Origin of the sequence: Yoonia sp. SS1-5, assembly GCF_038443705.2 — a bacterium.
Lineage (GTDB): Bacteria > Pseudomonadota > Alphaproteobacteria > Rhodobacterales > Rhodobacteraceae > Yoonia > Yoonia rhodophyticola.
Map to the genome: position 1 here is coordinate 2,667,554 of NZ_CP151767.2, position 22,023 is coordinate 2,689,576.

24 protein-coding genes are annotated in these 22,023 nt (G+C 58.9%); 13 read left to right on the plus strand and 11 right to left on the minus strand.

The window, feature by feature from the left end:
- Nucleotides 1-14: 14 nt before the first annotated feature.
- Nucleotides 15-203, plus strand: a complete 189-nt coding sequence (locus tag AABB31_RS14570; protein WP_342077450.1) for a hypothetical protein — start codon at nucleotides 15-17, stop codon at nucleotides 201-203.
- 29 nt (nucleotides 204-232) lie between these two features.
- Here the strand turns inward: AABB31_RS14570 and ubiG are convergent, their stop codons facing one another.
- Nucleotides 233-973 carry a bifunctional 2-polyprenyl-6-hydroxyphenol methylase/3-demethylubiquinol 3-O-methyltransferase UbiG gene (gene ubiG, locus AABB31_RS14575; protein WP_342077449.1) on the minus strand — a complete coding sequence of 247 codons (741 nt, stop codon included), beginning with the start codon at nucleotides 971-973 and terminating at the stop codon, nucleotides 233-235.
- 63 nt (nucleotides 974-1,036) lie between these two features.
- Here ubiG and pip point away from each other — a divergent pair, with 63 nt between their 5' ends.
- The 7 genes from pip to AABB31_RS14610 all read left to right on the plus strand — a co-directional run bounded on the left by pip (nucleotide 1,037) and on the right by AABB31_RS14610 (nucleotide 9,525).
- Nucleotides 1,037-2,032, plus strand: coding sequence for a prolyl aminopeptidase (gene pip / locus AABB31_RS14580; RefSeq protein WP_373634914.1), 996 nt, complete (start codon nucleotides 1,037-1,039; stop codon nucleotides 2,030-2,032).
- Nucleotides 2,033-2,090: 58 nt separating this feature from the next.
- Nucleotides 2,091-3,083, plus strand: a complete 993-nt coding sequence (locus AABB31_RS14585) for an ABC transporter permease (protein WP_342077448.1) — start codon at nucleotides 2,091-2,093, stop codon at nucleotides 3,081-3,083.
- Nucleotides 3,080-4,276: an ABC transporter permease gene (locus AABB31_RS14590; RefSeq protein ID WP_373634915.1), complete on the plus strand. Its 1,197-nt coding sequence runs from the start codon at nucleotides 3,080-3,082 to the stop codon at nucleotides 4,274-4,276. The genes AABB31_RS14585 and AABB31_RS14590 overlap by 4 nt, the downstream gene beginning before the upstream one ends.
- Nucleotides 4,273-5,925, plus strand: a complete 1,653-nt coding sequence (locus AABB31_RS14595) for an ABC transporter ATP-binding protein (RefSeq protein WP_342077446.1) — start codon at nucleotides 4,273-4,275, stop codon at nucleotides 5,923-5,925. The genes AABB31_RS14590 and AABB31_RS14595 overlap by 4 nt, the downstream gene beginning before the upstream one ends.
- Nucleotides 5,926-5,997: 72 nt before the next feature.
- Nucleotides 5,998-7,539 carry an ABC transporter substrate-binding protein gene (locus AABB31_RS14600; RefSeq protein WP_373634916.1) on the plus strand — a complete coding sequence of 514 codons (1,542 nt, stop codon included), beginning with the start codon at nucleotides 5,998-6,000 and terminating at the stop codon, nucleotides 7,537-7,539.
- Nucleotides 7,540-7,735: 196 nt separating this feature from the next.
- Entirely contained in the window at nucleotides 7,736-8,347 is a 612-nt protein-coding gene (locus AABB31_RS14605; RefSeq protein ID WP_342077445.1) for a hypothetical protein, read from the plus strand.
- A 155-nt stretch (nucleotides 8,348-8,502) separates the two neighbouring features.
- Nucleotides 8,503-9,525 carry a LacI family DNA-binding transcriptional regulator gene (locus AABB31_RS14610; protein WP_342077444.1) on the plus strand — a complete coding sequence of 341 codons (1,023 nt, stop codon included), beginning with the start codon at nucleotides 8,503-8,505 and terminating at the stop codon, nucleotides 9,523-9,525.
- Between the two features lie 16 nt (nucleotides 9,526-9,541).
- On the opposite strand, the gene AABB31_RS14615 is transcribed toward AABB31_RS14610, so the two are convergent.
- On the minus strand, nucleotides 9,542-10,249 hold the full coding sequence (locus tag AABB31_RS14615) for a hypothetical protein (protein WP_342078821.1): 708 nt from the start codon (nucleotides 10,247-10,249) through the stop codon (nucleotides 9,542-9,544).
- Nucleotides 10,218-10,499, minus strand: a complete 282-nt coding sequence (locus tag AABB31_RS14620; RefSeq protein ID WP_342077443.1) for a hypothetical protein — start codon at nucleotides 10,497-10,499, stop codon at nucleotides 10,218-10,220. Before AABB31_RS14620 ends, AABB31_RS14615 begins: the two co-directional genes overlap by 32 nt.
- Nucleotides 10,500-10,657: 158 nt before the next feature.
- Here AABB31_RS14620 and AABB31_RS14625 point away from each other — a divergent pair, with 158 nt between their 5' ends.
- The 3 genes from AABB31_RS14625 to AABB31_RS14635 all read left to right on the plus strand — a co-directional run bounded on the left by AABB31_RS14625 (nucleotide 10,658) and on the right by AABB31_RS14635 (nucleotide 13,164).
- Nucleotides 10,658-11,134, plus strand: a complete 477-nt coding sequence (locus AABB31_RS14625; RefSeq protein WP_342077442.1) for a hypothetical protein — start codon at nucleotides 10,658-10,660, stop codon at nucleotides 11,132-11,134.
- A gap of 190 nt (nucleotides 11,135-11,324) precedes the next feature.
- Nucleotides 11,325-11,963 carry a ribonuclease HII gene (locus AABB31_RS14630; RefSeq protein ID WP_342077441.1) on the plus strand — a complete coding sequence of 213 codons (639 nt, stop codon included), beginning with the start codon at nucleotides 11,325-11,327 and terminating at the stop codon, nucleotides 11,961-11,963.
- 91 nt (nucleotides 11,964-12,054) lie between these two features.
- Nucleotides 12,055-13,164: a site-specific DNA-methyltransferase gene (locus tag AABB31_RS14635; RefSeq protein WP_342077440.1), complete on the plus strand. Its 1,110-nt coding sequence runs from the start codon at nucleotides 12,055-12,057 to the stop codon at nucleotides 13,162-13,164.
- Between the two features lie 202 nt (nucleotides 13,165-13,366).
- Here AABB31_RS14635 and AABB31_RS14640 read toward each other — a convergent pair whose 3' ends face one another.
- From AABB31_RS14640 to mutY, 3 genes are all read right to left on the minus strand, one after another.
- Nucleotides 13,367-13,597 (minus strand): hypothetical protein, encoded by a 231-nt coding sequence (locus tag AABB31_RS14640; protein WP_342077439.1) that lies wholly within the window; start codon nucleotides 13,595-13,597, stop codon nucleotides 13,367-13,369.
- Between the two features lie 228 nt (nucleotides 13,598-13,825).
- Entirely contained in the window at nucleotides 13,826-14,959 is a 1,134-nt protein-coding gene (locus tag AABB31_RS14645) for an alkane 1-monooxygenase (protein ID WP_373634918.1), read from the minus strand.
- Nucleotides 14,960-15,010: 51 nt separating this feature from the next.
- A complete protein-coding gene (mutY, locus tag AABB31_RS14650; RefSeq protein WP_342077437.1) occupies nucleotides 15,011-16,063 on the minus strand; it encodes an A/G-specific adenine glycosylase in 1,053 nt (350 codons plus the stop codon).
- Between the two features lie 68 nt (nucleotides 16,064-16,131).
- Here mutY and AABB31_RS14655 point away from each other — a divergent pair, with 68 nt between their 5' ends.
- Together AABB31_RS14655 and AABB31_RS14660 are read left to right on the plus strand one after the other, a co-directional pair.
- Nucleotides 16,132-16,641 carry a DUF721 domain-containing protein gene (locus AABB31_RS14655; protein ID WP_342077436.1) on the plus strand — a complete coding sequence of 170 codons (510 nt, stop codon included), beginning with the start codon at nucleotides 16,132-16,134 and terminating at the stop codon, nucleotides 16,639-16,641.
- Between the two features lie 14 nt (nucleotides 16,642-16,655).
- Nucleotides 16,656-17,321, plus strand: a complete 666-nt coding sequence (locus tag AABB31_RS14660; protein ID WP_342077435.1) for a DsbA family protein — start codon at nucleotides 16,656-16,658, stop codon at nucleotides 17,319-17,321.
- On the opposite strand, the gene lpxK is transcribed toward AABB31_RS14660, so the two are convergent.
- The 5 genes from lpxK to AABB31_RS14685 are packed head-to-tail and all read right to left on the minus strand — an operon-like array spanning nucleotide 17,318 to nucleotide 21,911.
- Nucleotides 17,318-18,301, minus strand: a complete 984-nt coding sequence (gene lpxK, locus AABB31_RS14665) for a tetraacyldisaccharide 4'-kinase (protein WP_342077434.1) — start codon at nucleotides 18,299-18,301, stop codon at nucleotides 17,318-17,320. The genes AABB31_RS14660 and lpxK overlap by 4 nt on opposite strands.
- A complete protein-coding gene (locus AABB31_RS14670; RefSeq protein WP_342077433.1) occupies nucleotides 18,301-19,497 on the minus strand; it encodes a glycosyltransferase N-terminal domain-containing protein in 1,197 nt (398 codons plus the stop codon). Before AABB31_RS14670 ends, lpxK begins: the two co-directional genes overlap by 1 nt.
- 9 nt (nucleotides 19,498-19,506) lie before the next feature.
- Entirely contained in the window at nucleotides 19,507-19,752 is a 246-nt protein-coding gene (locus AABB31_RS14675; protein WP_342077432.1) for a DUF4170 domain-containing protein, read from the minus strand.
- Nucleotides 19,753-19,789: 37 nt separating this feature from the next.
- Complete coding sequence (locus AABB31_RS14680; RefSeq protein ID WP_342077431.1) at nucleotides 19,790-20,578, minus strand: 3'(2'),5'-bisphosphate nucleotidase CysQ; 789 nt, start codon at nucleotides 20,576-20,578, stop codon at nucleotides 19,790-19,792.
- A complete protein-coding gene (locus AABB31_RS14685) occupies nucleotides 20,565-21,911 on the minus strand; it encodes a TldD/PmbA family protein (protein WP_342077430.1) in 1,347 nt (448 codons plus the stop codon). Before AABB31_RS14685 ends, AABB31_RS14680 begins: the two co-directional genes overlap by 14 nt.
- Nucleotides 21,912-22,023: the final 112 nt, after the last annotated feature.

Sequence of the window (22,023 nt, forward strand, 5' to 3'; positions counted from 1 at the left end):
AAAAACGGTAACAGATGAAATTGAAGGAAATGAAGCGTTTTGATGCAGGTGAGTGGCGCGGTTTTGGGTTAACCACGATACTCTTTGTGAAAGCGAAAGATACTTTTCGTTATCAATGGCTTGCGGCACATATGGTGCTCGCTTGCGCGTTGCAAAAGCGGGTCGCTGTAAACCGGAATCGCGCCAAATTAGCTAAAAGATGATAGATATCGTGACGACTGATGTGTTTCGGTCAGCCCGGTTTCGTTGCGGCCGTGACATAGTTGACCGACAGATCGCGATCAGAAATGGACCAGGTGAACCGGGCAAAATTGAAAACAAAACCCTTGCGGTCCACCGGCGTCATGCCGGCCTTTTCGAGAAAGGCAAATAGCTCGTCCGGCGTGATGAATTTCGACCATTCATGAGTGCCCTTGGGCAACCAGCGCATGACCCATTCCGCGCCGACAATTGCCATTGCAAATGATTTGGGATTTCTGTTGATCGTCGAGCAGATGTGAATCCCGCCCGGCTTCATCAGATTGTGACAGGCATCCAGATAGGTTTGCGGGTCGGCCACATGTTCGACCACTTCCATGTTCAGCACGGCGTCAAATTGTTCGCCCGCTTCGGCCATCGCTTCGGCAGTGGTGTGGCGGTAGTCGATGGCTAACCCGGATTTCTCGGCGTGGATTTGTGCAACCGGAATATTGCGTGCGGCCGCGTCTGCGCCAACCACCTCGGCGCCCAGCCTTGCCATGGGTTCGCATAGCAGCCCGCCGCCACAACCGATATCAAGAATGCGCAAACCCGCAAATGGGGCAGTGTCCTGCAGGTCGCGCCCGAACTCTGCCGCGATCTGCTGCGTGATGTAGTCCAGTCGGACGGGGTTCATCATGTGCAGCGGTTTGAATTTGCCATTGAGATCCCACCACTCGGCCGCCATGGCTTCGAATTTTGCAATCTCGGCGGGATCAACAGTTGTGGTGGACATTTGATGGCTCCGTTGGCTGCGCTGGTCGTGGTCAGTGGTTTCGATATGCGATATAGGGTGAATATGGATAGAGTCGTAGGACAAAAGCGCCCAGGTGCGCATCTTTATCAGCCCATTGATCCGTTTGATCAGCGGATTATTGAGGTGGGCGATGGGCATCGTATCTATATGGAACAATGCGGAAATCCCGACGGGATACCGGTTGTGGTGCTGCATGGTGGTCCCGGTGGCGGGTGCAGCCCGGCAATGCGCCGTTATTTCGATCCGAACGCCTATCGGATTATCCTGTTCGATCAGCGTGGATGTGGCCGGTCGCGCCCCCATGCCAGTGTGCGGGCAAATACGACGTGGCATCTGGTTGCTGATATCGAACGGATCCGGATGACCCTTGGTATCGAGCGCTGGATTGCATTTGGCGGGTCCTGGGGGGCCACGCTTGCGTTGATTTACGCACAGGCGCATCCGGACCGGGTTGCCGCCCTTAGCCTGCGCGGCGTGTTCCTGATGACCAAACCAGAGCTGGACTGGTTCTATGGGGGCGGTGCGGGCAAATTCTGGCCCGATCTGTGGGAGCGTTTTGCGTCCCTGATCCCCGAAGACGAGCAGGACGACTTTATTGCGGCCTATCACCGGCGGCTGTTTTCGGGGGATCTGCCGCAAGAGACCCGCTATGCCCGCGCATGGGCCGCCTGGGAAAATGCGCTGGCGTCAATCGACAATGACGGGGTGACCGGCGACAGCCCGGCAGATTATGCCCGTGCCTTTGCGCGGCTGGAAAACCATTATTTTGTGAATGCTGGTTTTCTGGATGCAGATCAGCAGATATTGCACCCGGCGCAGATGGCGAAGATCGCCCATATACCGGGGGCGATCGTCCAGGGCCGCTACGATATGATCTGCCCGCCACATTCGGCCTATCGGCTGTCCAAAGCATGGCCGAAATCGCGGCTTGCGCTGATTGGGCGGGCCGGACATGCGCTGTCGGAACCCGGCATCAGTGCGGAATTGGTGCGCACGATGGACCTCATGGCGGCCCAACGGGGGAAATTGGGGCTTTAGGCTTTACAGCCGTGTCTCAGCCGTTAACCTTGCCCCAACTAACGGGGAACACCGAGTTTTGGGCAACGTCCTAACGATTATTCTGCAACGCCTGGCGCTGGGGTTGCTGACATTGCTGATCGTGTCGATCGTCATCTTTGTCGCTGTAAACCTCTTGCCGGGTGACTTTGCGCAGAACATTCTTGGTCAGGGTGCCACTGACGAGGCCGTGGCCTCGATCCGGCGGGATCTTGGGTTGGATCAGCCGATGGTGACCCGTTATTTCGATTGGCTAGGGGGCGTGTTGCGGGGTGATTTCGGCTCTAGCTTTGCGCAGGCAAACTTTGCCACATTCAGCGGAACAACGTCGGGGGCAACCACGGTTGCCCAGCAGATCGCACCCCGTTTTGCCAATACGATGTTTCTTGCAATGGTCACAGCCGTTATTGCGGTGCCGGTTGCGATCACATTGGGCGTTTTGGCAGCACTTTATCGCAACACGGTCTTTGACCGGGCAGCCAATATCGCGACATTGTCGTCTATTTCCAGCCCGGAATTCTTTCTGGCCTATATCCTGATCCTGTTTCTGGCCGTGCTGAACCCGATCTTCCCGTCGCTGTCCAATATCTTCGAAGGCATGGCCTTCAGTGAACGGCTTGAAAAATCCATGCTGCCTGCGCTGACCCTGACCCTTGTGGTGACGGCGCATATGATGCGGATGACCCGTGCCGCAATCATCAACCTGCTGGCCTCGCCTTATATCGAGATGGCACGGCTCAAGGGCCTGTCCCCGATCCGGGTGATCGTCAAACATGCGTTACCGAACGCGTTGGCGCCCATTATCAATGTGATTGCGTTGAACCTGGCCTATCTGATCACCGGCGTCGTCGTGGTCGAGGTTGTCTTTGTCTATCCGGGTATCGGGCAGTTGTTCGTAGATAGCGTAAAAATCCGGGACATCCCGGTGGTGCAGGCCTGCTGCCTGATCTTTGCGGCGGCCTATATCCTGCTGAACCTGACGGCTGATGTGATGTCGATCCTGTCCAACCCGCGCCTGAGGCATCCGAAATGATCTGGTTTATCGCAGCCCTCGTCGTCATGGGCGGTGTCGCCTGGGTGTTCCGTTTTGCGGGGCAGACCGCCACCGGCAACGCGCCAAAATTCCGCGATATGCCTTATGGGGTCGCCTATGGGTATGTCTTGGGTGCGGCGGTTCTGATCTGGCTGATCTGGGCTTATGTGCAAGGGCGCAGCGCTGATCCGGCCGTTGCCAACAAGTTCTTCTTTCTGCGCATCGCTATTGAAGGGTTCATTCTGTTTGCCATCGCCGCGTGGCTGTTTCGCATTCTTGGCCGAACCGTTGGGACGGCTGGCAGCAAAAAGCTGTTCCGTTCGATGCCGCTGACGGCCTCTTTCGGGGTGCTGACAATTCTGATCTATGCGATTTTCGCCATTTTTGCGGGGTTGATTGCGCCATTCGGACAGGAACAGATCATTCCGGGCGTGGCAGCCAATATCGTACCGGGCGGCGATCCCGCGCTTGGAGGCGACCCGGCATTCCCGCTTGGCACGGATCAGATCGGGCGCGATATCCTCAGCCGTCTGATCTATGGGGCGCAGAATACCGTTGGGATCGCGTTTGCGACGACCCTTCTTGCATTTTTTCTGGGTGGGACGTTTGGATTTCTGGCCGCAACCCTCGGCGGTTGGCTGGATCAGCTTTTGTCCCGGATGGTCGACGTGCTGATGGCGATCCCATCGCTGATTTTTGCATTGCTGCTGATGACCATCGCCAGTGTCTGGGCGCCGGAACTTGGCATTCCGCTGACTGTTTTCATGGTCATTATCATCGCGGTGATTGACAGCACCCGTGTCTACCGGCTGGCCCGTGCCGTCGGGCAGAATATCGTGGTGATGGACTATATCGAAGCCGCCAAGCTGCGCGGTGAGGGCCTGGGATATCTGGTCTTCAAGGAAATCCTGCCCAACGCAACCGCCCCGCTGCTGGCAGAGTTCGGGTTGCGCTTTTGCTTTGTCTTCCTGACCATTGCGGCATTGTCATTCCTTGGCGTGGGCATCCAGCCGCCGCTTGCCGATTGGGGAACCATGGTGCGCGATCTGGGCGGGTTCGTGAACTACGCGCAATTTGCGCCACTTGCAGCGACCGCGCCACTTCTGGCGGCAGGCGCGATTGCCCTGCTGACGGTGGCGGTGAATTTTGTGGTCGACTGGATGCTGCATAAATCCTCGGGGCTGAAAGAATGAGCGCAGACGAACCTCTGGTCAAAATTCGCGGCATCAAGCTTGAAGGCCGCAGCGATGAGACATGGAACCCGATCATCAATGGGGTCGATCTGACCCTGATGCGCGGCGAGGTTCTGGGCCTGATCGGCGAATCCGGGGCGGGCAAATCGACGCTGGGGCTGGCGGCCATGGGCTATACCCGCGACGGTGTGCGGATCAGCGAAGGCACCGTTGAATTTGACGGGATTGACCTGCTGACAGCCTCTGCCGCCGTCAAACGCGGCCTGCTTGGCAAACGGATCGCCTATGTCGCGCAATCTGCCGCTGCCAGCTTTAATCCGGCGCACAAGCTGATGGATCAGCATGTGGAAGGGCCGACACAGCACAATGTCATGGGGCGCGGGGAAAGCGAACAAGACGGGATGGAGCTGTACCACAAGCTGCGCCTGCCGAACCCGGATCAGATCGGGTTTCGCTATCCGCACCAGGTGTCCGGTGGACAATTGCAGCGCTGCATGACGGCTATGGCGATGTCATGCCGCCCCGATCTGATTATCTTTGACGAACCGACAACCGCACTTGATGTGACCACCCAGATCGAGGTTCTGGCCTCGATCCGCGACATCGTCGAGCAGTTCAACACGGCTGCGATCTATATCACGCATGATCTGGCCGTGGTTGCGCAAATGGCTGATCGGATCAAGGTGTTGCTTAAGGGGGATGAGGTCGAGACAGCGGATACGCGCACGATGCTGGCGGCCCCCACACAGGAATATACCAAGTCGCTTTGGGCGGTACGCAGTTTTGAACGGCCCTTGAAAGCGCCGGTCGTGGCCGGCGCCACGCCGGTGATTGCGGTGCAAAATGTTGATGCGTCTTATGGCAAGGTGCCGGTTCTCTATGATGTTAGCTTTGACATGCATGAAGGACGCACGGTTGCGGTTGTGGGCGAAAGCGGATCGGGCAAATCAACGACCGCGCGCTGCATCACCGGCCTGCTGCCGCCCAAGGCCGGGCAAATCATGCTTGATGGGGAACCGCTGCCGGCCGATTACCGCAAGCGAAACAAGGCGCAGCTGCGCCAGGTGCAGATGATTTATCAAATGGCGGATACGGCGCTGAACCCGCGCATGTCCATCGGCCAGATCATCGCGCGCCCGGTGGAGTTCTATCTGGGCCTGAAAGGGGCAGAAAAGCGCAAACGGGTTGATGCATTGCTCGAACAGATTGAGCTGGAGCCCAGCCAGTATTACCACCGTTTGCCATCCGAGCTTTCCGGCGGGCAAAAGCAGCGTATCGGCATTGCGCGCGCGCTGGCTGCGGAACCGAAATTCATTATTTGTGATGAGGTCACATCAGCGCTCGACCAATTGGTGGCCGAAGGAATCCTGCGACTTTTGGCGCGATTGCAGGACCAGCTGTCGCTTTCTTATATGTTTATCACCCATGATTTGGCGACCGTGAAGGCGATTGCAGATGAGGTTGTGGTAATGAAAGACGGGCGTGTCGTGGAACAGGGACCCAAAGACGACATGTTCACCCCGCCCCATCACGCCTATACTGATCTTCTCTTGTCGTCGGTCCCTGAAATGGACCCGGATTGGTTAACCAATCTGCTGGCAGAACGCGGCGTCGACAATATCGGCGATGCCGCTGTCAACAAGATGTAATAAACAACCACGAACGTGGGGACAAAATCGGGCCGGTAACGGCCTGGCAAACTAACTAGGGAGATACTTCTAATGAATGGAATTAGTAGACGCGGTCTATTGAAAACCGGTGCCGCCGCTGGTGTGCTTGGCCTGTCGGGCATGCCGTTGCGGGCGCAAACGCGCGGGGGCAAGTTAACCGCGGGCCTCAGTGGCGCGAACACTACAGATAGCTGGGATGGCCGGACGCATTCCGACATCTTCATGATCGCATCCGCACATGGCACGGTCTTTGACTGCCTGACAGAAGTGGCCGCAGATGGATCCCTCAAAGGGGAACTGGCCGAAAGCTGGGAAGCCACCGCAGATGCGAAAACCTGGACATTCAATCTGCGTCAGGGCGTGACCTTCCACAATGGCAAGGCGTTCGGTGCGGACGACGTGATTGAGTCCCTGAACATGCATATCGGGGAAGATTCCAAATCTGCCGCGAAACCTATCGTCGAAGCCATCACAGAGATGAAAAAGCTGGGCGAGCACCAGATCCAGTTCACGCTGGCCTCTGGCAATGCGGATTTCCCCTATCTGATGTCCGACTATCACATCCTGATGTTCCCGGCTGGCCAGATTGATGAAGCCATCGCGCAGGGTATCGGCACGGGCCTTTACAGCGTCGTGTCCTTTGATCCGGGCGTGCGTTTTGTGGGCAAGCGGGTCGATGACCACTACAAGGGCGACAGCGCGGGCTTCTTTGACGAGGTCGAGTATATCGCGATCAACGACAACACCGCCCGGATGAACGCGCTGATGACCGGTCAGGTGGATACGATCAACCGGATCGACTTCAAAACCGAAGCCTTGTTGAAAGCCAACCCCGCGCTGCGCATTCAGGAAGTGACCGGCAACCAGCATTACAGCTTCCCAATGCATACCAATGCTGCCCCGTTTGATGACGTGAATGTGCGTCGGGCGATCAAATACGGTGTGAACCGTCAGGAAATGGTCGACAAGATCCTTCTGGGTCACGGCCAGGTCGGCAACGACACCCCAATCGGCCCTGCAAACCAGTATTACGCGGGCGATATGGAGCAATTGTCCTATGATCCGGACAAGGCCAAGTTCTACCTCAAGGAAGCGGGCCTCGATAGTCTGGACATTGATTTGTCTGCATCCAATGCTGCCTTCGAAGGCGCTGTTGACGCAGCCCAACTGTTCCAGGCATCCGCATCTTCCGGCGGTATCAACATCAACGTGGTGCAAGAGCCTGCGGATGGCTACTGGTCCAATGTCTGGCTGAAAAAGCCATTCTGTGCCTGCTACTGGTCGGGTCGTGCAACCGAGGACTGGATGTTCTCGACCGCGTACGAGGCTGGTGTGCCGTGGAATGACAGCTTCTGGGACAATGCACGCTTCCAGGAACTGCTGCTCTCGGCACGTGCCGAATTGGACAGCGACACACGCCGTCAGCAATACGGCGAGATGCAGCAAATTCTGCGCGACGATGGCGGGGTGCTGATCCCGATGTTTGCCAACTATGTGCAGGCTGTGAACAACCGCATTTCATCGCCCGACACCATCGGCAACCTGTGGCAGATGGACAATGCGCGTATGGCCGAACGCTGGTCAGCGGCATAAGTCCGCATCACCCATCAAAAGATCAGAACGCCCCGCCAATTGGTGGGGCGTTTTGCGTTTGGTGCCCGCCGATGGCTTATACGGCCATCCGGGCAATACCCGCTGTCTATCTTGAGCAAGCAGATAACAAGCCATTCAACTAGCGTTCATGCCCCTACAGCTAGTGTGATCGCCGCAATATGAAGGATGCCCAAATATGAAATCCACGATGAAGGCAGTCGCGACGGCAAGCACGATGGCGCTTGTCCTGACGTTCTCTGCAGCAACGATAACCACGTTCACAACGACGGCTGCTTATGCTGAGCGCGGTAATGGTAATGGTAATGGAAACGGCAACCGCAACGGCAATCGCGGGAACGGTGGCAACGATCGCGCGGACAAGGCCAATAGGGCTGGCGGGAACGGCAATGGCAATGGCAGAGGGGCACTGGCCCGCGAACTGCGTAGTCTGAATGCGGCTCATGCCAATCAAAATGCGCTGCAGAACGCATCCCCGAACAGCATGCCAGGCAAGCTTTATACCTATCAACAAACGAGGCAGGAATTTATCGAGGTCGTTCGCGAACAAGACGCCGCCTACGAGGAATATAACCGCCTGATCGGTCTGAGCGAAGAGGAAGTCGCAGCTGAATATCCTGACGGCGGCTACGAGGACGCCGTTACCGCGGCAGCGGAGGAGTATGACGTTGCGCGTGATGCTGCCCTAGACGCGCAGTCAGATACGGAGGCGTCTCTTCTGGTGCTGACCGAAGGGCGCGCCTTGTCGGCAGAAGCAGCGGCAGAGCTTCATCGGTTACTGGGCTTTTGACGCGATACAACGATCCCTGACCTTTCCGAACGCTCCGTTTTCAACGGGGCGTTTTGGTTTTGCGACTGTGCCACGCCGCCTTGCCCGCCCATATGCTGGCCAACCGGCCAAAGGGGCGGTAACAGTGGGTATCGCAGCAATGCAGGATCACGCCAGTGCCCAGCCCGATTAAACGTCCCTTGACCCTTCGCGATGTATCCGAGGCATCCGGCGTCAGCGAGATGACCGTCAGCCGCGTTTTACGCAACAAGGGCGACGTCAGCACCGCCACCCGCCAAAAGGTGCAGGACGCGGCCAAACGGCTTGGCTACGTGCCGAACAAGATCGCCGGGGCGCTTGCGTCGCAGCGTGTCAATCTGGTTGCGGTGATCATTCCTTCACTGGGGAATATGGTCTTTCCCGAGGTACTGACCGGCATTTCCGAGACATTAGAAGATACAGAACTGCAGCCGGTGGTCGGTGTGACCGACTATCTGCCCGAGAAGGAAGAGAAGGTGCTGTTCGAGATGCTGTCCTGGCGCCCGTCGGGGGTGATCATCGCCGGGCTTGAGCACTCAGAGGCGTCCTCGGCAATGCTGCGGCAGGCGGGTATTCCCGTGGTCGAGATCATGGATGTGGATGGCGAACCGATTGATTCCTGCGTCGGTATTTCGCACCGCAAGGCCGGCCGGCAGATGGCCGAAGAGATCATTGATGCAGGCTACAAGCGCATCGGCTTCATGGGCACGAAAATGCCCTTGGACCACCGGGCGCGGAAACGGTTCGAGGGGTTCACCCGCACCCTTGCCAAGGCAGGGATCGAAATCGCGGATCAGGAATTCTATTCCGGCGGGTCGGCATTGGCCAAGGGCCGCGAGATGACGGCCAAGATGATCGACCGGACCCCGGACCTTGATTTTCTGTATTTTTCCAATGACATGATTGGCGCAGGTGGGCTGCTATATCTGCTAGAGCGGGGCATCGACGTGCCGGGCCAGATCGGGTTGGCGGCGTTTAACGGGGTTGAGCTTTTGGATGGTCTGCCGCGCAAGCTGGCCACGATGGACGCGTGCAGGCGGGAAATCGGGATCAAGGCGGCGCAGATTATTGCCGCCCGGAACGCGGGTGAAATCCCGCCCGAGGGCGAAATCGTCAATCTGGACCCCAAAATAACCCCCGGCGATACCTTGCGGCGCTAGGGTCCCGACCCGCGGGTCACACCATCCGGATGACATCCTTGTCGATCGCAAGAACGTACCCCTTGCGGGCGATGTTCTTGACCAGCAATTCGCTGATCATCTGATTGCCCAGCGTGTCGCGCAGACGCTTGATGCGCGTGGCACCTGCGGCCTCGTCACAATCGGCGGCATCACGGCCGGAAATGACCCCTTCGATCTCTGCCCCTGACAGGACTTCGTCATCCATGCGTGCCTCTGCCAGAACAGAAATGGTCTCAATCGCCGCATCGGTCAGCTTGAACGCAAAATCATTCAGATAAACCGCCTTTTCATCGCGGCTGATGGTGAGGGAGTTCACCTCGATCCCCTGCCGTTCGATCCGGCCCATGCGCCTGTTCATCGCGATCAGCATCACCAGAAAGGCGACCGCCGCAATCAGCAATGCAGTCGCAAAGATCAGTAGCACAAAGATCACAAACCGATACGAGGCAAGCGTGTCCGAAAAGGCCGTTCCGGATTGTGCAAGGATTTCCAGCAACTTGATTTCCGCGTTTCCGGTCAGCGTGTCATTTTCAACGAATAGCTGTTCAACCCGCATATTAAATGCGTTCGCATCAGGCAGATTGATGAACAGCAACACAGCAGCAATGGCCAGGATCAGCACAATCGCCGCGATCCCCGCAATCACGATCCGACTGCCGATCTCGCGCGCCTCAGTAGCGGAGGAAGTATTCACCCGCAGCATCCTTTCGTCCATCAAGCCCGGCCTCGTCAAAGACGCCAAGCACATTCAACAGCTGCCAACCATCACGGGCCAGTGCATCGCGCAGCTGGTCCGCCGCAGATCCGGCAGAACACTCGCCACGCACTTCGACAACCCCGTAATGCAGACGCAAGGGGCCGTCCTGCTTGGCCTTGTAGTCAGCATAGCAGGCTGCATTTGCAGTGCCTGCGGCCAACATGAAGACCATGAATGTGAACGAAAGATTTCTCATGTCGCCAATTCACACTTTGCCGTGATGATATTCAATAGCGTCCCATGTTATCGCGATGGCAATCGCATAACCATCCCCCGTTATTGTTTGGCTGCATCATTGGGCCGCACAGTCCTTTCATCGCCGCAAGCCGGCCAGTTTTTGAAAGGAACGCTGATATGTTCAAACACCTTGCTGCCGCTATCGCCGCCGCGTCCCTGGCGTTTTCAAGCCCGGCGCAGGCCGCCGGTCTGGACCGCGACGACGTTGGTAAGCTGATCATCGGGCTGGCCGCCATCGCCGCATTGAACGCCGCGATTGAGGGCAACAATGATCGCAGCCGCCCGCAGGCCGCGCCAGTCCATGATCAACCGCATCATCGGCAATGGGGCGACCAGAACCGCGGCAACCGTTGGTCCGAACTGAACCGTCAGACCAACCGCCGTGTGCTGCCCGCCAGCTGCCTGCGCCGGATCGAGACCCGTTTTGGGACCCAGCGCATGTTCGGGCAGCGCTGTCTGGAACGCAATTACCGTCATGCGGCCAGCCTGCCTGACCGATGCGCTGTGCGGGTCTATTCCAACGAAGGCCCGCGCCGTGGCTACGACCCGCTCTGCCTGCGCGAACAAGGATACGTATCTGATCGGCGTCACTAAGAGCGCGCGGCATTGGCACAAGACCTCAAACATCGCAGTTACGCGATCCGCCAAAGCCGCCAAACGCCAACGCGTCGAGCAGGCGTGCGATCACTGGCCCCGGTCATCGCGCGCAACCTGGGGCAGGGGATGATATGGCCTCTGCCCCTTTTTATCTTGCGGAATAGTCGGACTTCTGGTCACTGGCCGCATGAACAAACCGGCCCCCGATCTAAGTTTCGAAACCGCGGCCAAGGCCAATGGCCATACCTATATCGCCGGGGTCGATGAGGTCGGGCGCGGCCCCTGGGCCGGCCCTGTTTGCGCCGCTGCGGTCATCCTTGATGCACAAGACATCCCCGAGGGCCTGAACGACAGTAAGAAACTGACGGCAAAGCGGCGCGAGGCCCTTTTTTCGCAAATCATGCAAAAGGCCCAGGTTTCGATCGCGCAAGCCAGCGTCGCCGAAATAGACGCCCAGAATATCCTGCGCGCGTCCCATCTGGCGATGGTCCGCGCCATCGCTGGTCTGGGGCAGACACCCGACCATGTACTAATCGACGGCAACATGATCCCACGGGATCTGCGCCTCTCCGCCCAGTGCATCATCAAGGGCGACGGGCGCAGTCTGTCGATTGCGGCTGCCTCCATCGTCGCAAAGGTGTGGCGTGACCGACACATGGTGGATTTGGCGCAACAGTTTCCGGGCTATGGGTGGGAGACCAACGCAGGATACGGCACGGCCCAGCATATTAAGGGGCTCGGGACCCTTGGGGTCACCCCGCACCATAGGCATTCCTTCAAGCCCATACACAATATCTTGTATCAAGATAAAAACGTAACTGATTGATTCAATAAAGTTTTTGACAGCGAATCGTGTCTGACTCACATTAGGGCCAAGCAAATGAGCGGGACAACTCGCCGGGGCTACGAGGCAAGACATGACAACGAAGACCAAAGCAAAAGGGGCTGTCGCGCTCCCACTGAATACGATCCTGGATGGGGACTGCATCGACCAGATGAACAGCCTGCCGGAAAGCTCGGTCGATCTGATCTTTGCCGATCCGCCATATAACCTTCAGCTCAAAGGTGATTTGCACCGGCCCGACAATTCCAAGGTTGATGCGGTTGACGATGCCTGGGACCAGTTTGACAGCTTCAAGGTCTATGACCGGTTCACCCGCGACTGGTTGAAAGCGGCGCGCCGTCTTTTGAAGCCGAACGGCGCTATCTGGGTGATCGGCAGCTACCACAATGTGTTCCGCATGGGGGCCGAGCTGCAAAACCAGGGCTTTTGGATCCTGAATGATGTGGTCTGGCGCAAGTCCAACCCGATGCCCAATTTCCGCGGCAAGCGGTTGACCAATGCACATGAGACGCTGATCTGGGCGTCTAAGCAGGAGGCCAGCAAATATACGTTCAACTATGAGGCCCTGAAAGCGCTGAACGAGGGTGTTCAGATGCGGTCAGACTGGGTGCTGCCGATTTGTACAGGGCATGAACGGCTCAAGAACGATGCAGGCGACAAGGCCCACCCGACACAAAAACCCCAATCCCTGCTGCACCGTGTTCTGGTTGCCACCACCAACCCCGGTGACGTCGTTCTCGACCCTTTCTTCGGGACCGGCACCACCGGGGCCGTAGCCAAGATGCTTGGGCGCGACTTTATCGGGATCGAGCGCGAGGAAGAATACCGCAAGGTTGCCGAGAAGCGGATCAAGAATACCCGCAAGTTCGATAATGAAGCGTTAGAGGTTTCTGTATCCAAACGGGCCGAACCACGCGTCGCCTTTGGCGTTCTGGTCGAACGCGGCATGCTTCGCCCCGGCGAAGAATTATGGAGCATGAACGGCCGTCACAAGGCCAAGGTGCGCGCTGACGGCACGTTGATCGGCGACGACATCAAAGGATCAATCCATCAGGTCGGTGCGCATCTTGAGGGCGCCCCAAGCTGCAACGGCTGGACCTACTGGCAATTCAAACGCGACGGTCAAAAAGTGCCCATTGACCTGTTGCGCCAGCAAATTCGCGCAGAAATGGCGAAACACTAAAACACTCACCAATACCGCCGGTGCCTGTGGTCTGTTCGGAAAAACCGAAACGGTCCGTGCGCACTAACTTTACCCCGCTGTCATCGTACAGCGGGGTTTTTTTCGGCTGGGGCGGGGCCGTTGCAAATCAATACACCCAGAATCATAAAGACCACCCAATGGGTGGTCTTGTTGTTTTAAGCCTGGGAGCGAAGCTAGGGACTTAGCTTTCGGACGCTTTGTCCAGGATGCGCTGCAGATCGGCACTTTCGCTGGTGGTGAAAGAAACCTGAGTTGCGGCGATTTCGCGCAGTTTCTCGGCGTCTGCAAGGTCAACAGCGTGCAGTGCGATCAGTTGGTCAACCTGTTCGGCGGTCAAAGAACCGGTCTCACTTGCGAAAGATGCTGTTGCAAGAGTTGCGACGATTGTGGAAACGGCAAGGGTCTTGATCATGATATAACTCCAAAAAATAGACCAAAATGCGCGATCAGACGCGTCTTGGTAACGATTAACACGGTTAGCAAACTACTAAGATTTGATGAAAATAGGCCGCATCGGGGTCGGAACTGTGACAATTTGTGGCTGACAAGCTGGCATCGCAACCCTGAGGCGCCGCGCATCTGTATTCGCTAATCCCAAGGGATAGCGATGTGAAAAATTGGCGGCTTTATTTCAATGCCGTTAGGTAAGGTTGGATCCCGGGTAAACCGACCAATCCGTGATTTCCGGGTAATAATGCGCCCGCCAGGCCTTTACTCTGGGGTTCATGAGTCGCCGCCAGATCGTGGGCGAAAGCGCGGACATGGTCATCACCGGGTAGCCAAATGGCAATTGCGGGGCCTCATCCGGCCCATATGTCTGGAGCAACGGAAAGCGCCGGTCAGGTTTGTAGTGATGATCGGAATGGCGCTGCAGGTTGATCAACAGCCAGTTCGACGCGCGATGCGCCGCGTTCCACGAATGCCGGGGCAGCACATGTTCATATTTGCCGTCCCCCAGTTGTTTCCGGGTCAGCCCGTAATGTTCGACGTAGTTGACCAGTTCCAGCTGGAAAACGGCCCAGAAAGCCTGCACCGTAAACAGGAACACACCCCACCAGCCCCCGATCAGTGCGGCCAGCACCACAAACCCCGCTTGCAGCATCCAATAGCGCCAGAACGGGTTCGACAGATCATGCCAGGGGCGGCCCTTGCGGGCGAGCATTGCGGCCTCTGCCTTGAAGGACGAGATCAGGCATTCTTTCAGGACCCGTGGAAAGAAACGGTAAAAGCTCTCGCCATAGCGGGCTGTCACCGGATCACGCGGGGTTGCCACATGCCGGTGATGCACCAGCAGATGTTCCGACCGAAAATGCGAATAAAGCACCGATGCCAGCAGGATGTCAGCCAGCCAGCGTTCCGATTTCGGGCGCTGATGCATCAGCTCATGCGCATAGGTGATCCCGACAGTGCCGGAAATCACCCCGAATCCCGCAAACAGCGCCCATTCTTCGACCCAGTGCAGATGATCGGTCGCAACCACATACCAAAGCAGCCCGAAAATGGTCAGCAGCTGCACCGGTGTCCAGATCAGGGTGATCAGCTTGTGCCAGTAAAGGTCAGTTTCGGGCGTATCGAGATCTGGGTTCGCCGTGTTCAGCCCCGCAACATAATCAAGCCCTGTAAACAGATACCATGTCGACAGTGGCAACAGGATCAAAGTCCAACCGCCATATATCGCACTGACGATCGCAAGGGGAATCAAGCCAAGCGACATCCAGAATGGTGCTGCCGCAGTGATCCGCGCGATCTTTGGTGTGTCCGTCAGGCTGCTCATCATATCGCCTTGTTAACCCTGGGGGCAGACTAGCAACGGCGCTGCCATCGCTCAATCGTGGCGTAGCGTCACAGCTGCAAGGTCATAGACCTTGCGCATCGCAGTGGGCAGCGCCGATGGGCTGAACTCGCCTGCGGCGATGAACTGCCCGCGCGCGGGAACGCAGGTTTGCGCGACCCGGGCGGTCATGATTTGCAGGCGCAGATGAAAATGGGTGAAAGTGTGCCGTGCCTCGGCGTCCAGCATCGTCCAATCGGCGGCGATGGGCGGGGCGGGCGTGGGGGCATCGCCCCAATCCGTGCCGGGCCAACCAAGCATCCCGCCCAGCAATCCGGTTTCAGGCCGTGTTTCCAGCAACCACGCCCCGTCGGCGCGCCGGGCGACATAAGCAATGCCCCGCCGCGTTGGTGTTTTTTTCTTGGGTGTTTTCTTGGGCAGCTCTGCCGCTGTTCCCGCGCGCCGTGCCGCGCAGGGATCCCGCCAGGGGCAGATGCCGCATGCGGGATTGCGTGGTGTGCAGATCGTGGCCCCCAGATCCATCACCGCCTGCGCATAGTCACCGGGCCGCTTATCCGGGGTCAATGCGGATGCTTGTGCCGTCAGCGCCGGCTTGGCCGCCGGAAGCGGTGTGTGAATGTCATATAGCCGGGCCATCACCCGTTCGACATTTCCATCAACAACGGTTTCAGGCCTGTCAAACGCAATCGCAGCGATGGCTGCGGCGGTGTAGGGGCCAATGCCGGGCAGGGTCAGCAGCGCCTCGTAGGTGTCGGGGAATTGTCCATGATGATCCGCCACGACCTGACGCGCGCATTTCAACAGATTGCGGGCGCGGGCGTAATACCCAAGCCCCGCCCAGGCGGCCATGATGTCGGCATCCTCTGCCTGCGCCAGTGCGGTCACTGTTGGCCAAAGCTGCAGAAACTTGCGATGATACTCGCGCACCGCGGCGACCGTGGTTTGCTGCAACATAACCTCGGACAGCCAGACGGCGTAGGGATCGGGCAGCACACCCGCCTTTCGGTCTGCAGGCGCTGTGCGCCAGGGCATGATACGGGCGTGCTGATCGTACCATTCCAACAAGGATGCACTGAGTTCACGCAATTTTTATGTACTCTCTGTCGCAGTTACAGTGGCTTGGCGGCGGCTCTCACATAGATTAGGGCTTAGATATGAAACAGCCACGGCATACCAGCACGACGCGCGGATTTTCCAAGGCAGCAACCTTGTTGCAAACCCGTATCCGGACGGCAAGTGAGCAGCGTGGCTTTGCCGTCACCCGACTGCTGACCCATTGGGCCGATATCGTGGGTGAGGCGACCGCGCAAATCGCAACCCCGGTCAATGTCAGCTATGGCAAAGGTGGCATGGGCGCTACCCTGACTGTGCTGACCACTAGCGCGCAGGCCCCGATGCTGGAAATGCAAAAGGAACAAATCCGCGAAAAGGTGAATGCCTGCTACGGCTACCGGGCCATTGCCAGATTGCGGATTACCCAAAGTGCGCCGACCGGTTTTGCGGAAGGCCGCGTTGCCTTCAGCCCGGCGCCCAAAGCCAAGACCGGGCCCAGTGCAGCCGCGCAGAACGCGGCCAAGGCGTTGTCGGGGGACGTGAAAAGCGAGGCGCTTCGTGACGCGCTGACATCGCTTGGTGCCCAAGTATTAAGTAAACAGAAATCCTGATCAGAGGTTTATCAATGAAACGCAGAACACTTCTTGCCGCCGGTGGTGGCGCATTTCTTGCCGCTGGTGGCGGTCTTTTCGTCGCGCGGCCCGATCCGGTATCGGGGCTGTTGCCCGGCGCCGCCCACGCGCAGCAAGCCAGCGACACGCTTCCTGAAGTTGCCGAAATGGTGCTGGGCGACCCGGATGCGGCACTTGAAGTGATCGAATACGCATCCTTCACCTGCCCGCATTGCGCATCCTTCCACGCCAATCAGTACAAGGACCTCAAGGCCAACTATATCGACACCGGCAAGATCAAGTTTGTCTATCGCGAGGTTTACTTTGATCGCCCCGGTCTGTGGGCGTCAATGATCGCGCGCTGCCCGAATGATCCGGCGTTCTTTTTCAACATGGCGGACATTCTTTATGAAAAGCAGCGCGAATGGCTGGCAAGCGGTGATCCTGCGACAATCGTCCAGGAACTGCGCACCCTGGCCAAAACTGTCGGGCTGGATGATGCAACGCTTGATGCCTGCCTCAGCGATGGGGCAAAGGCCGAAAGCCTGTTTACCTGGTATCAGACAAATGCAGAGCAGGATGGCGTCAACTCGACCCCAAGCTTTATGATTGACGGGACCAAGTACAGCAACATGTCCTACGATGACTTTGCCGAGACACTGGACGGCAAGCTTAGCTAAAGCCCGACCCGGTCGAACTGGGCGCCCAAGGGCGCCCAATCATCCAGTTGCAGCCGGACTGGCAGGGTCAACACCTTGTGTTTATAGGACGCGGGCAGACGCACCGCGTCCTTTTCTGTTGTCACAAGCTGTGCGCCCTTTGCGGCAGCCTCGCGGGTCAATCGCTGCAACAGGCTGCGGCCCAGTGGTTGGTGATCGCTCAGCGCCTCTGTGCCGACAAGGTCCGCACCCATATCGCGCAGGGTCCGAAAGAACTTTTCCGGATGTCCGATGCCGGCAAAGGCCAAAAGACGCAGCTGCTGCCAGGGCATGCCGGTCGCAAGGGGCGCAAGCTGCCCCGTTATATGCGGGCATGTCACAGGCCAGTTTGCCGCAAATCCGGTTTGCGCTGCCGGCGCGCCGATGGACAGCACCAGATCCGCGCGCCTCAGCCCCGCTTCAACGGTTTCCCGTAGCGGACCAGCGGGCAGGACGCGCCCGTTTCCAAAACCCTGCGCGGCATCAACGACAACGATGCTGATATCCTTTGTGACGCTGGGGTTCTGAAACCCGTCATCCAGCAGCACTACATCCGCCCCCGCAGCGGTAGCCATCCGGACCCCCGCGGCTCTGTCCCTGGCCACCCAGGTCGGCGCAAAGGCTGCCAGCAATAGCGGCTCATCACCTGTTGCGTCGGCGTCATGAGATTGCGGATCAACCTGCACGGGGCCTGTCAGGGTGCCACCATAGCCGCGGCTGACCACATGGGGTTGATGCCCCCGCTGGCCCAGTCGTTCGACCAGCGCGATTGTGGTGGGTGTCTTGCCTGTCCCGCCCACGTTGATGTTGCCAACGCAGATTACCGGGATATCGGCCCGGTAGCCCGGTTGTTTCATCCGTTTTGCTGTTGCTGCGGCATAAACGGCCCCCAACGGCCCCAGCAGGCGGGCGCGCAGGCCGGGTGCGTGCGGTGAATTGAACCAGAACGCGGGCGCGCGCATCAATGTCCCAGTTCTTCCAGCCTGCGCTGAATGATGTGGACGATCCGGTTTGTCACATCGGCCCCCCGCGATGTCACATCCCACGCCGCATGTGCCAAGGTTGCGGCCTTGTCTGTCGACAAAAGTGTTTCCACAAGCGGTCCCAGATCGTCGCTGGAGCGGATCAGATGCGAGGCCCCAGCCGCATTCAGCCGTGCGGCGTGTTTCTGAAACGGTGCGACCTGCGGCCCGTAAAGCACGGCCGACCCAAGGGCTGCGGGTTCGAATGGGTCCCGGCAGCCGCCGCCAAATAGCGACCCACCCATGAATGTAATTGGCGCAATGCGATACCAAAGGCCCAGGCCCTCGTCAGTATCGATAACATAGATTTGGGTCGGATCGCTTGGCGTTTCGGTCTCGGACCGAAGGGCCACGTGAAACCCCCTGCCGCGCATATCCTCGGCCATGGCAGCGGCGTCGCTTTCGACCCGCGGGGTCACGATCAGCATCAGCCGGTGCGCACGGTGGCTGGCAACCTTGTGGGCGGCACACAGGTCGGCGCATTCCTGCATCGGGATCGCAGATGCAAACCAGACAGGCCGGGTGCCGATCTGCTCTGCCAGTTCCTGCCGCTCTGCATCGCTGCAGGGGAGCGCGGGATCACTGTCTTCCATCGGGCCCGTGACGCGAACAACCTCTTGCGGCGCTCCGGCGCGGATCAGGCCCTCGGCAGCGGTCTGGTCCAGGGCCAGCACCGCCTCGAACTGAGACAAGAGCGACCGCATGGCGCCTGGCACCCAGCTTCCGGCAACCTGTTCCAACCCGTCGGCAGTTGCGTCCACCAACATGCATGGAATGCGGTAGGATCGCCATTCATCCAGCAGCACCGGGTCAAGATCACCGCGCACCCAAATGGCCATGACGGGGCGCCAATGGGCCATGAACTTGCGGATATTCTCGCGGCCCTGCGGTTCCGGCAGGCCTTTGCTGGCCATGGATTTGTCCCAGTCCCGCATCGTTGCAATCACCTGGAACGGGTCCCCGTCTTCGGTGAGCTTGCGGTTCAGGGTCGCAATTGCTGTCAACTGGTCAGGGTGGCTGCACCGCGCCCAGATGATTGCACCATGCGGGCGCGGCGGCAAAGTTGCCAACCGTTGCATGCGATCACCCTTGGATCGCCCTGCCAGATAGGCCGCTATGGAGAGCGAACGGGCCATGGCCGTGTCCTAGCTGCCCAGTTCTTCGGTCGAGGACGCTTCGGTTTCTTCATCACGCAACCGGTGAATATGGGCGATGAAATAGCGCATATGGGCGTTGTCCACAGTACGCTGCGCTGCGTTTTTCCAGGCGTCATAGGCTGACTTGTAGTCGGGGAACATGCCCACGATATCAATCGCGTCGACATCCTTGAACGCATTCTTGGTCGGATCGACGAGTTCGCCGCCAAAGACGAGGTGCAGGCGTTGTGTCATGAAAAACCTTCTTTTTTTGTGTTAAGTCAGCGGCACATTAGGGCGTCGCCGTGTTTGGCTCAAGCTTCTGGACAAGATGTGCGTGTAATTCGGGACCTGCGGCAAGTACCCCCGCCACCTGCGGGTGCCGGTTGTTGAACAGCAGGGCCGTGTCGGACTGATCGGTGACCTTCGCGCCAGCCTCTGCCGCAATCAGGCTGCCTGCGGCGATGTCCCATTCCCAGCTGGGCCGCAGCGTGATCATCCCGTCATAGCGCCCCTGGGCCACAAGGCAGAGCCGATAGGCCAGCGAGGAGCGGAATTTCTGGATCACCGGCGGGGTGCCACCGCGCCAGTGATGCGGCGCGAAATTGGGTTTTGCCCCTAGCAAGGTCGCCCCGTCCAGGCCGGCCCGGGTCACAGTGACCGGCGCGTCGTTCAGCGTGGCACCGCCGCGAAAGCTGGCCGTGAACATCAGGTCACGAACAGGCAGGTAGACCGCAGCTGCCAAAACCCGCCCTTCTTCGACGATGGCCAGCGAATGCGCCCAATCCGGATTGCCCGCGATAAAGGCCCGCGTGCCGTCGATCGGGTCAATGACGAATTGTCGTTTTGTGCGCAGGCGGCCGCTGTCATCTTCGGTTTCTTCCGACAGCCAGCCGTAATCAGGGCGGGCGGCCCGCAGGTCGCGTTCCAGCATTGCGTTGACGGCCAGATCAGCCTCGGTCACGGGGCCTGCGCCGTCGGGTTTGTCGACAACCGACGGGTCGTTCTTGAAATAGGACAAGGCGATCTGGCCCGCCGCGCGGGCCGCATCCGCCAGCAACGCGCGGTCAGTCTCCGGCAAGGGTCAATCCTTCAACCAACAGCGATGGGACGACGCGGGACAGATGCGGACGGGCGTCATTGGCTGGCACAATGGTCATCAGCATGTCGCGCAGATTTCCTGCCACGGTGCATTCATTGACCGGGTAGCTGATTTCGCCGTTTTCCACCCAGAAACCCGCGGCCCCCCGCGAATAATCGCCTGTATTTGGGTTGATGGTGGACCCGATCATCGAGGTGATCAGCAAACCTGTCCCCATGTCGCGCAGCAATGCGTCACGGCTTTGGTCGCCTTGGGTCAAGGCGATATTCGTGATGCTGGGGGTGGGCGGTGCGCCGGTTCCCCGGGCTGCGTTGGCAGTGCTGGGCATGCCAAGCTTGCGCCCGGTGGCCAGATCAAGGGTCCAACCGGTCAAGACACCATCATCGACCAGTGCGCGTTTTGTCGTGGGCAGCCCTTCGGCATCAAACAATCGGGATCCGGGTACCCGGCGCCGGTGCGGGTCTTCGATCAGTGACAGGCCTTTCGGCAATACCTGTGCGCCCAACGCATCACGCAGCCAGCTTGACCCGCGTGCAATCATCATGCCGTTGGCAGCCTGTATCAGGTTCCCGATCAGCGTGTTTGCGACCCGTTCATCAAAAAGCACCGGAAAGGCGCCGGTCTTTGGTTTGCGCGCACCGGTCCGCGCAACCGCCCGGGCCGCCGCCGTCTCGCCGATCTCGTCTGCATCACGCATGTCAGCGCCGAATACCCGGCTGTCATGGTCGTAGTCGCGCTCCATCCCGGTGCCGGTGCCGCTGATGGCCACGCAGGACAGCCCGTGATCGGTTCGGGCGTAGCCTGCGGAAAAGCCGTTTGTGGCGGTCAACTGAACGCGCCGCTGACCATAACCGGCCGCCGCAGATTGAACCTGGCTGATGGCCGGGTTGCGCAGGGCGGCGGCCTCGGCCCGTAAAGCACGGTCTTGCAGGAAGGCCGGATCAGGCTCTGCCCCGGGATCACACAGCTCTAGCGTGGTTGTATCCGTGTCGGTCGCCAATTGATGCGCATCGGCCAGACCGATATGCGGATCTTCGGGTGCCTCTCTGGCCATCGCGACCGCCCGTTCGGCCATTTGAGCCAGCGTATCCGGCTTGGCGTCGGATGACGACACACAGGCCTGCCGCTGGCCGACAAGCACACGCAAGCCGATATCAATGCCCTCGGACCGTTCGGCCTGTTCAAGTGCGCCTGCGCGCACATTGATCGACACCGATGTGCCTTCAACCGCGATCGCATCTGCGGCATCAGCGCCGGCGCGGGTTGCAGCGGCCAAAAGCTGTTCGGTCAGGTCGGACAATGGGCGTGTCATGGGCGTTCCTTTGCTGCAACTGACCTAATGCGACCCGGGCAGGCCCGCAAGGAACACATCCGTACCGGGCAAAGAAAAACGGCGCGCAGGTGATCCTGCGCGCCGTCTATTG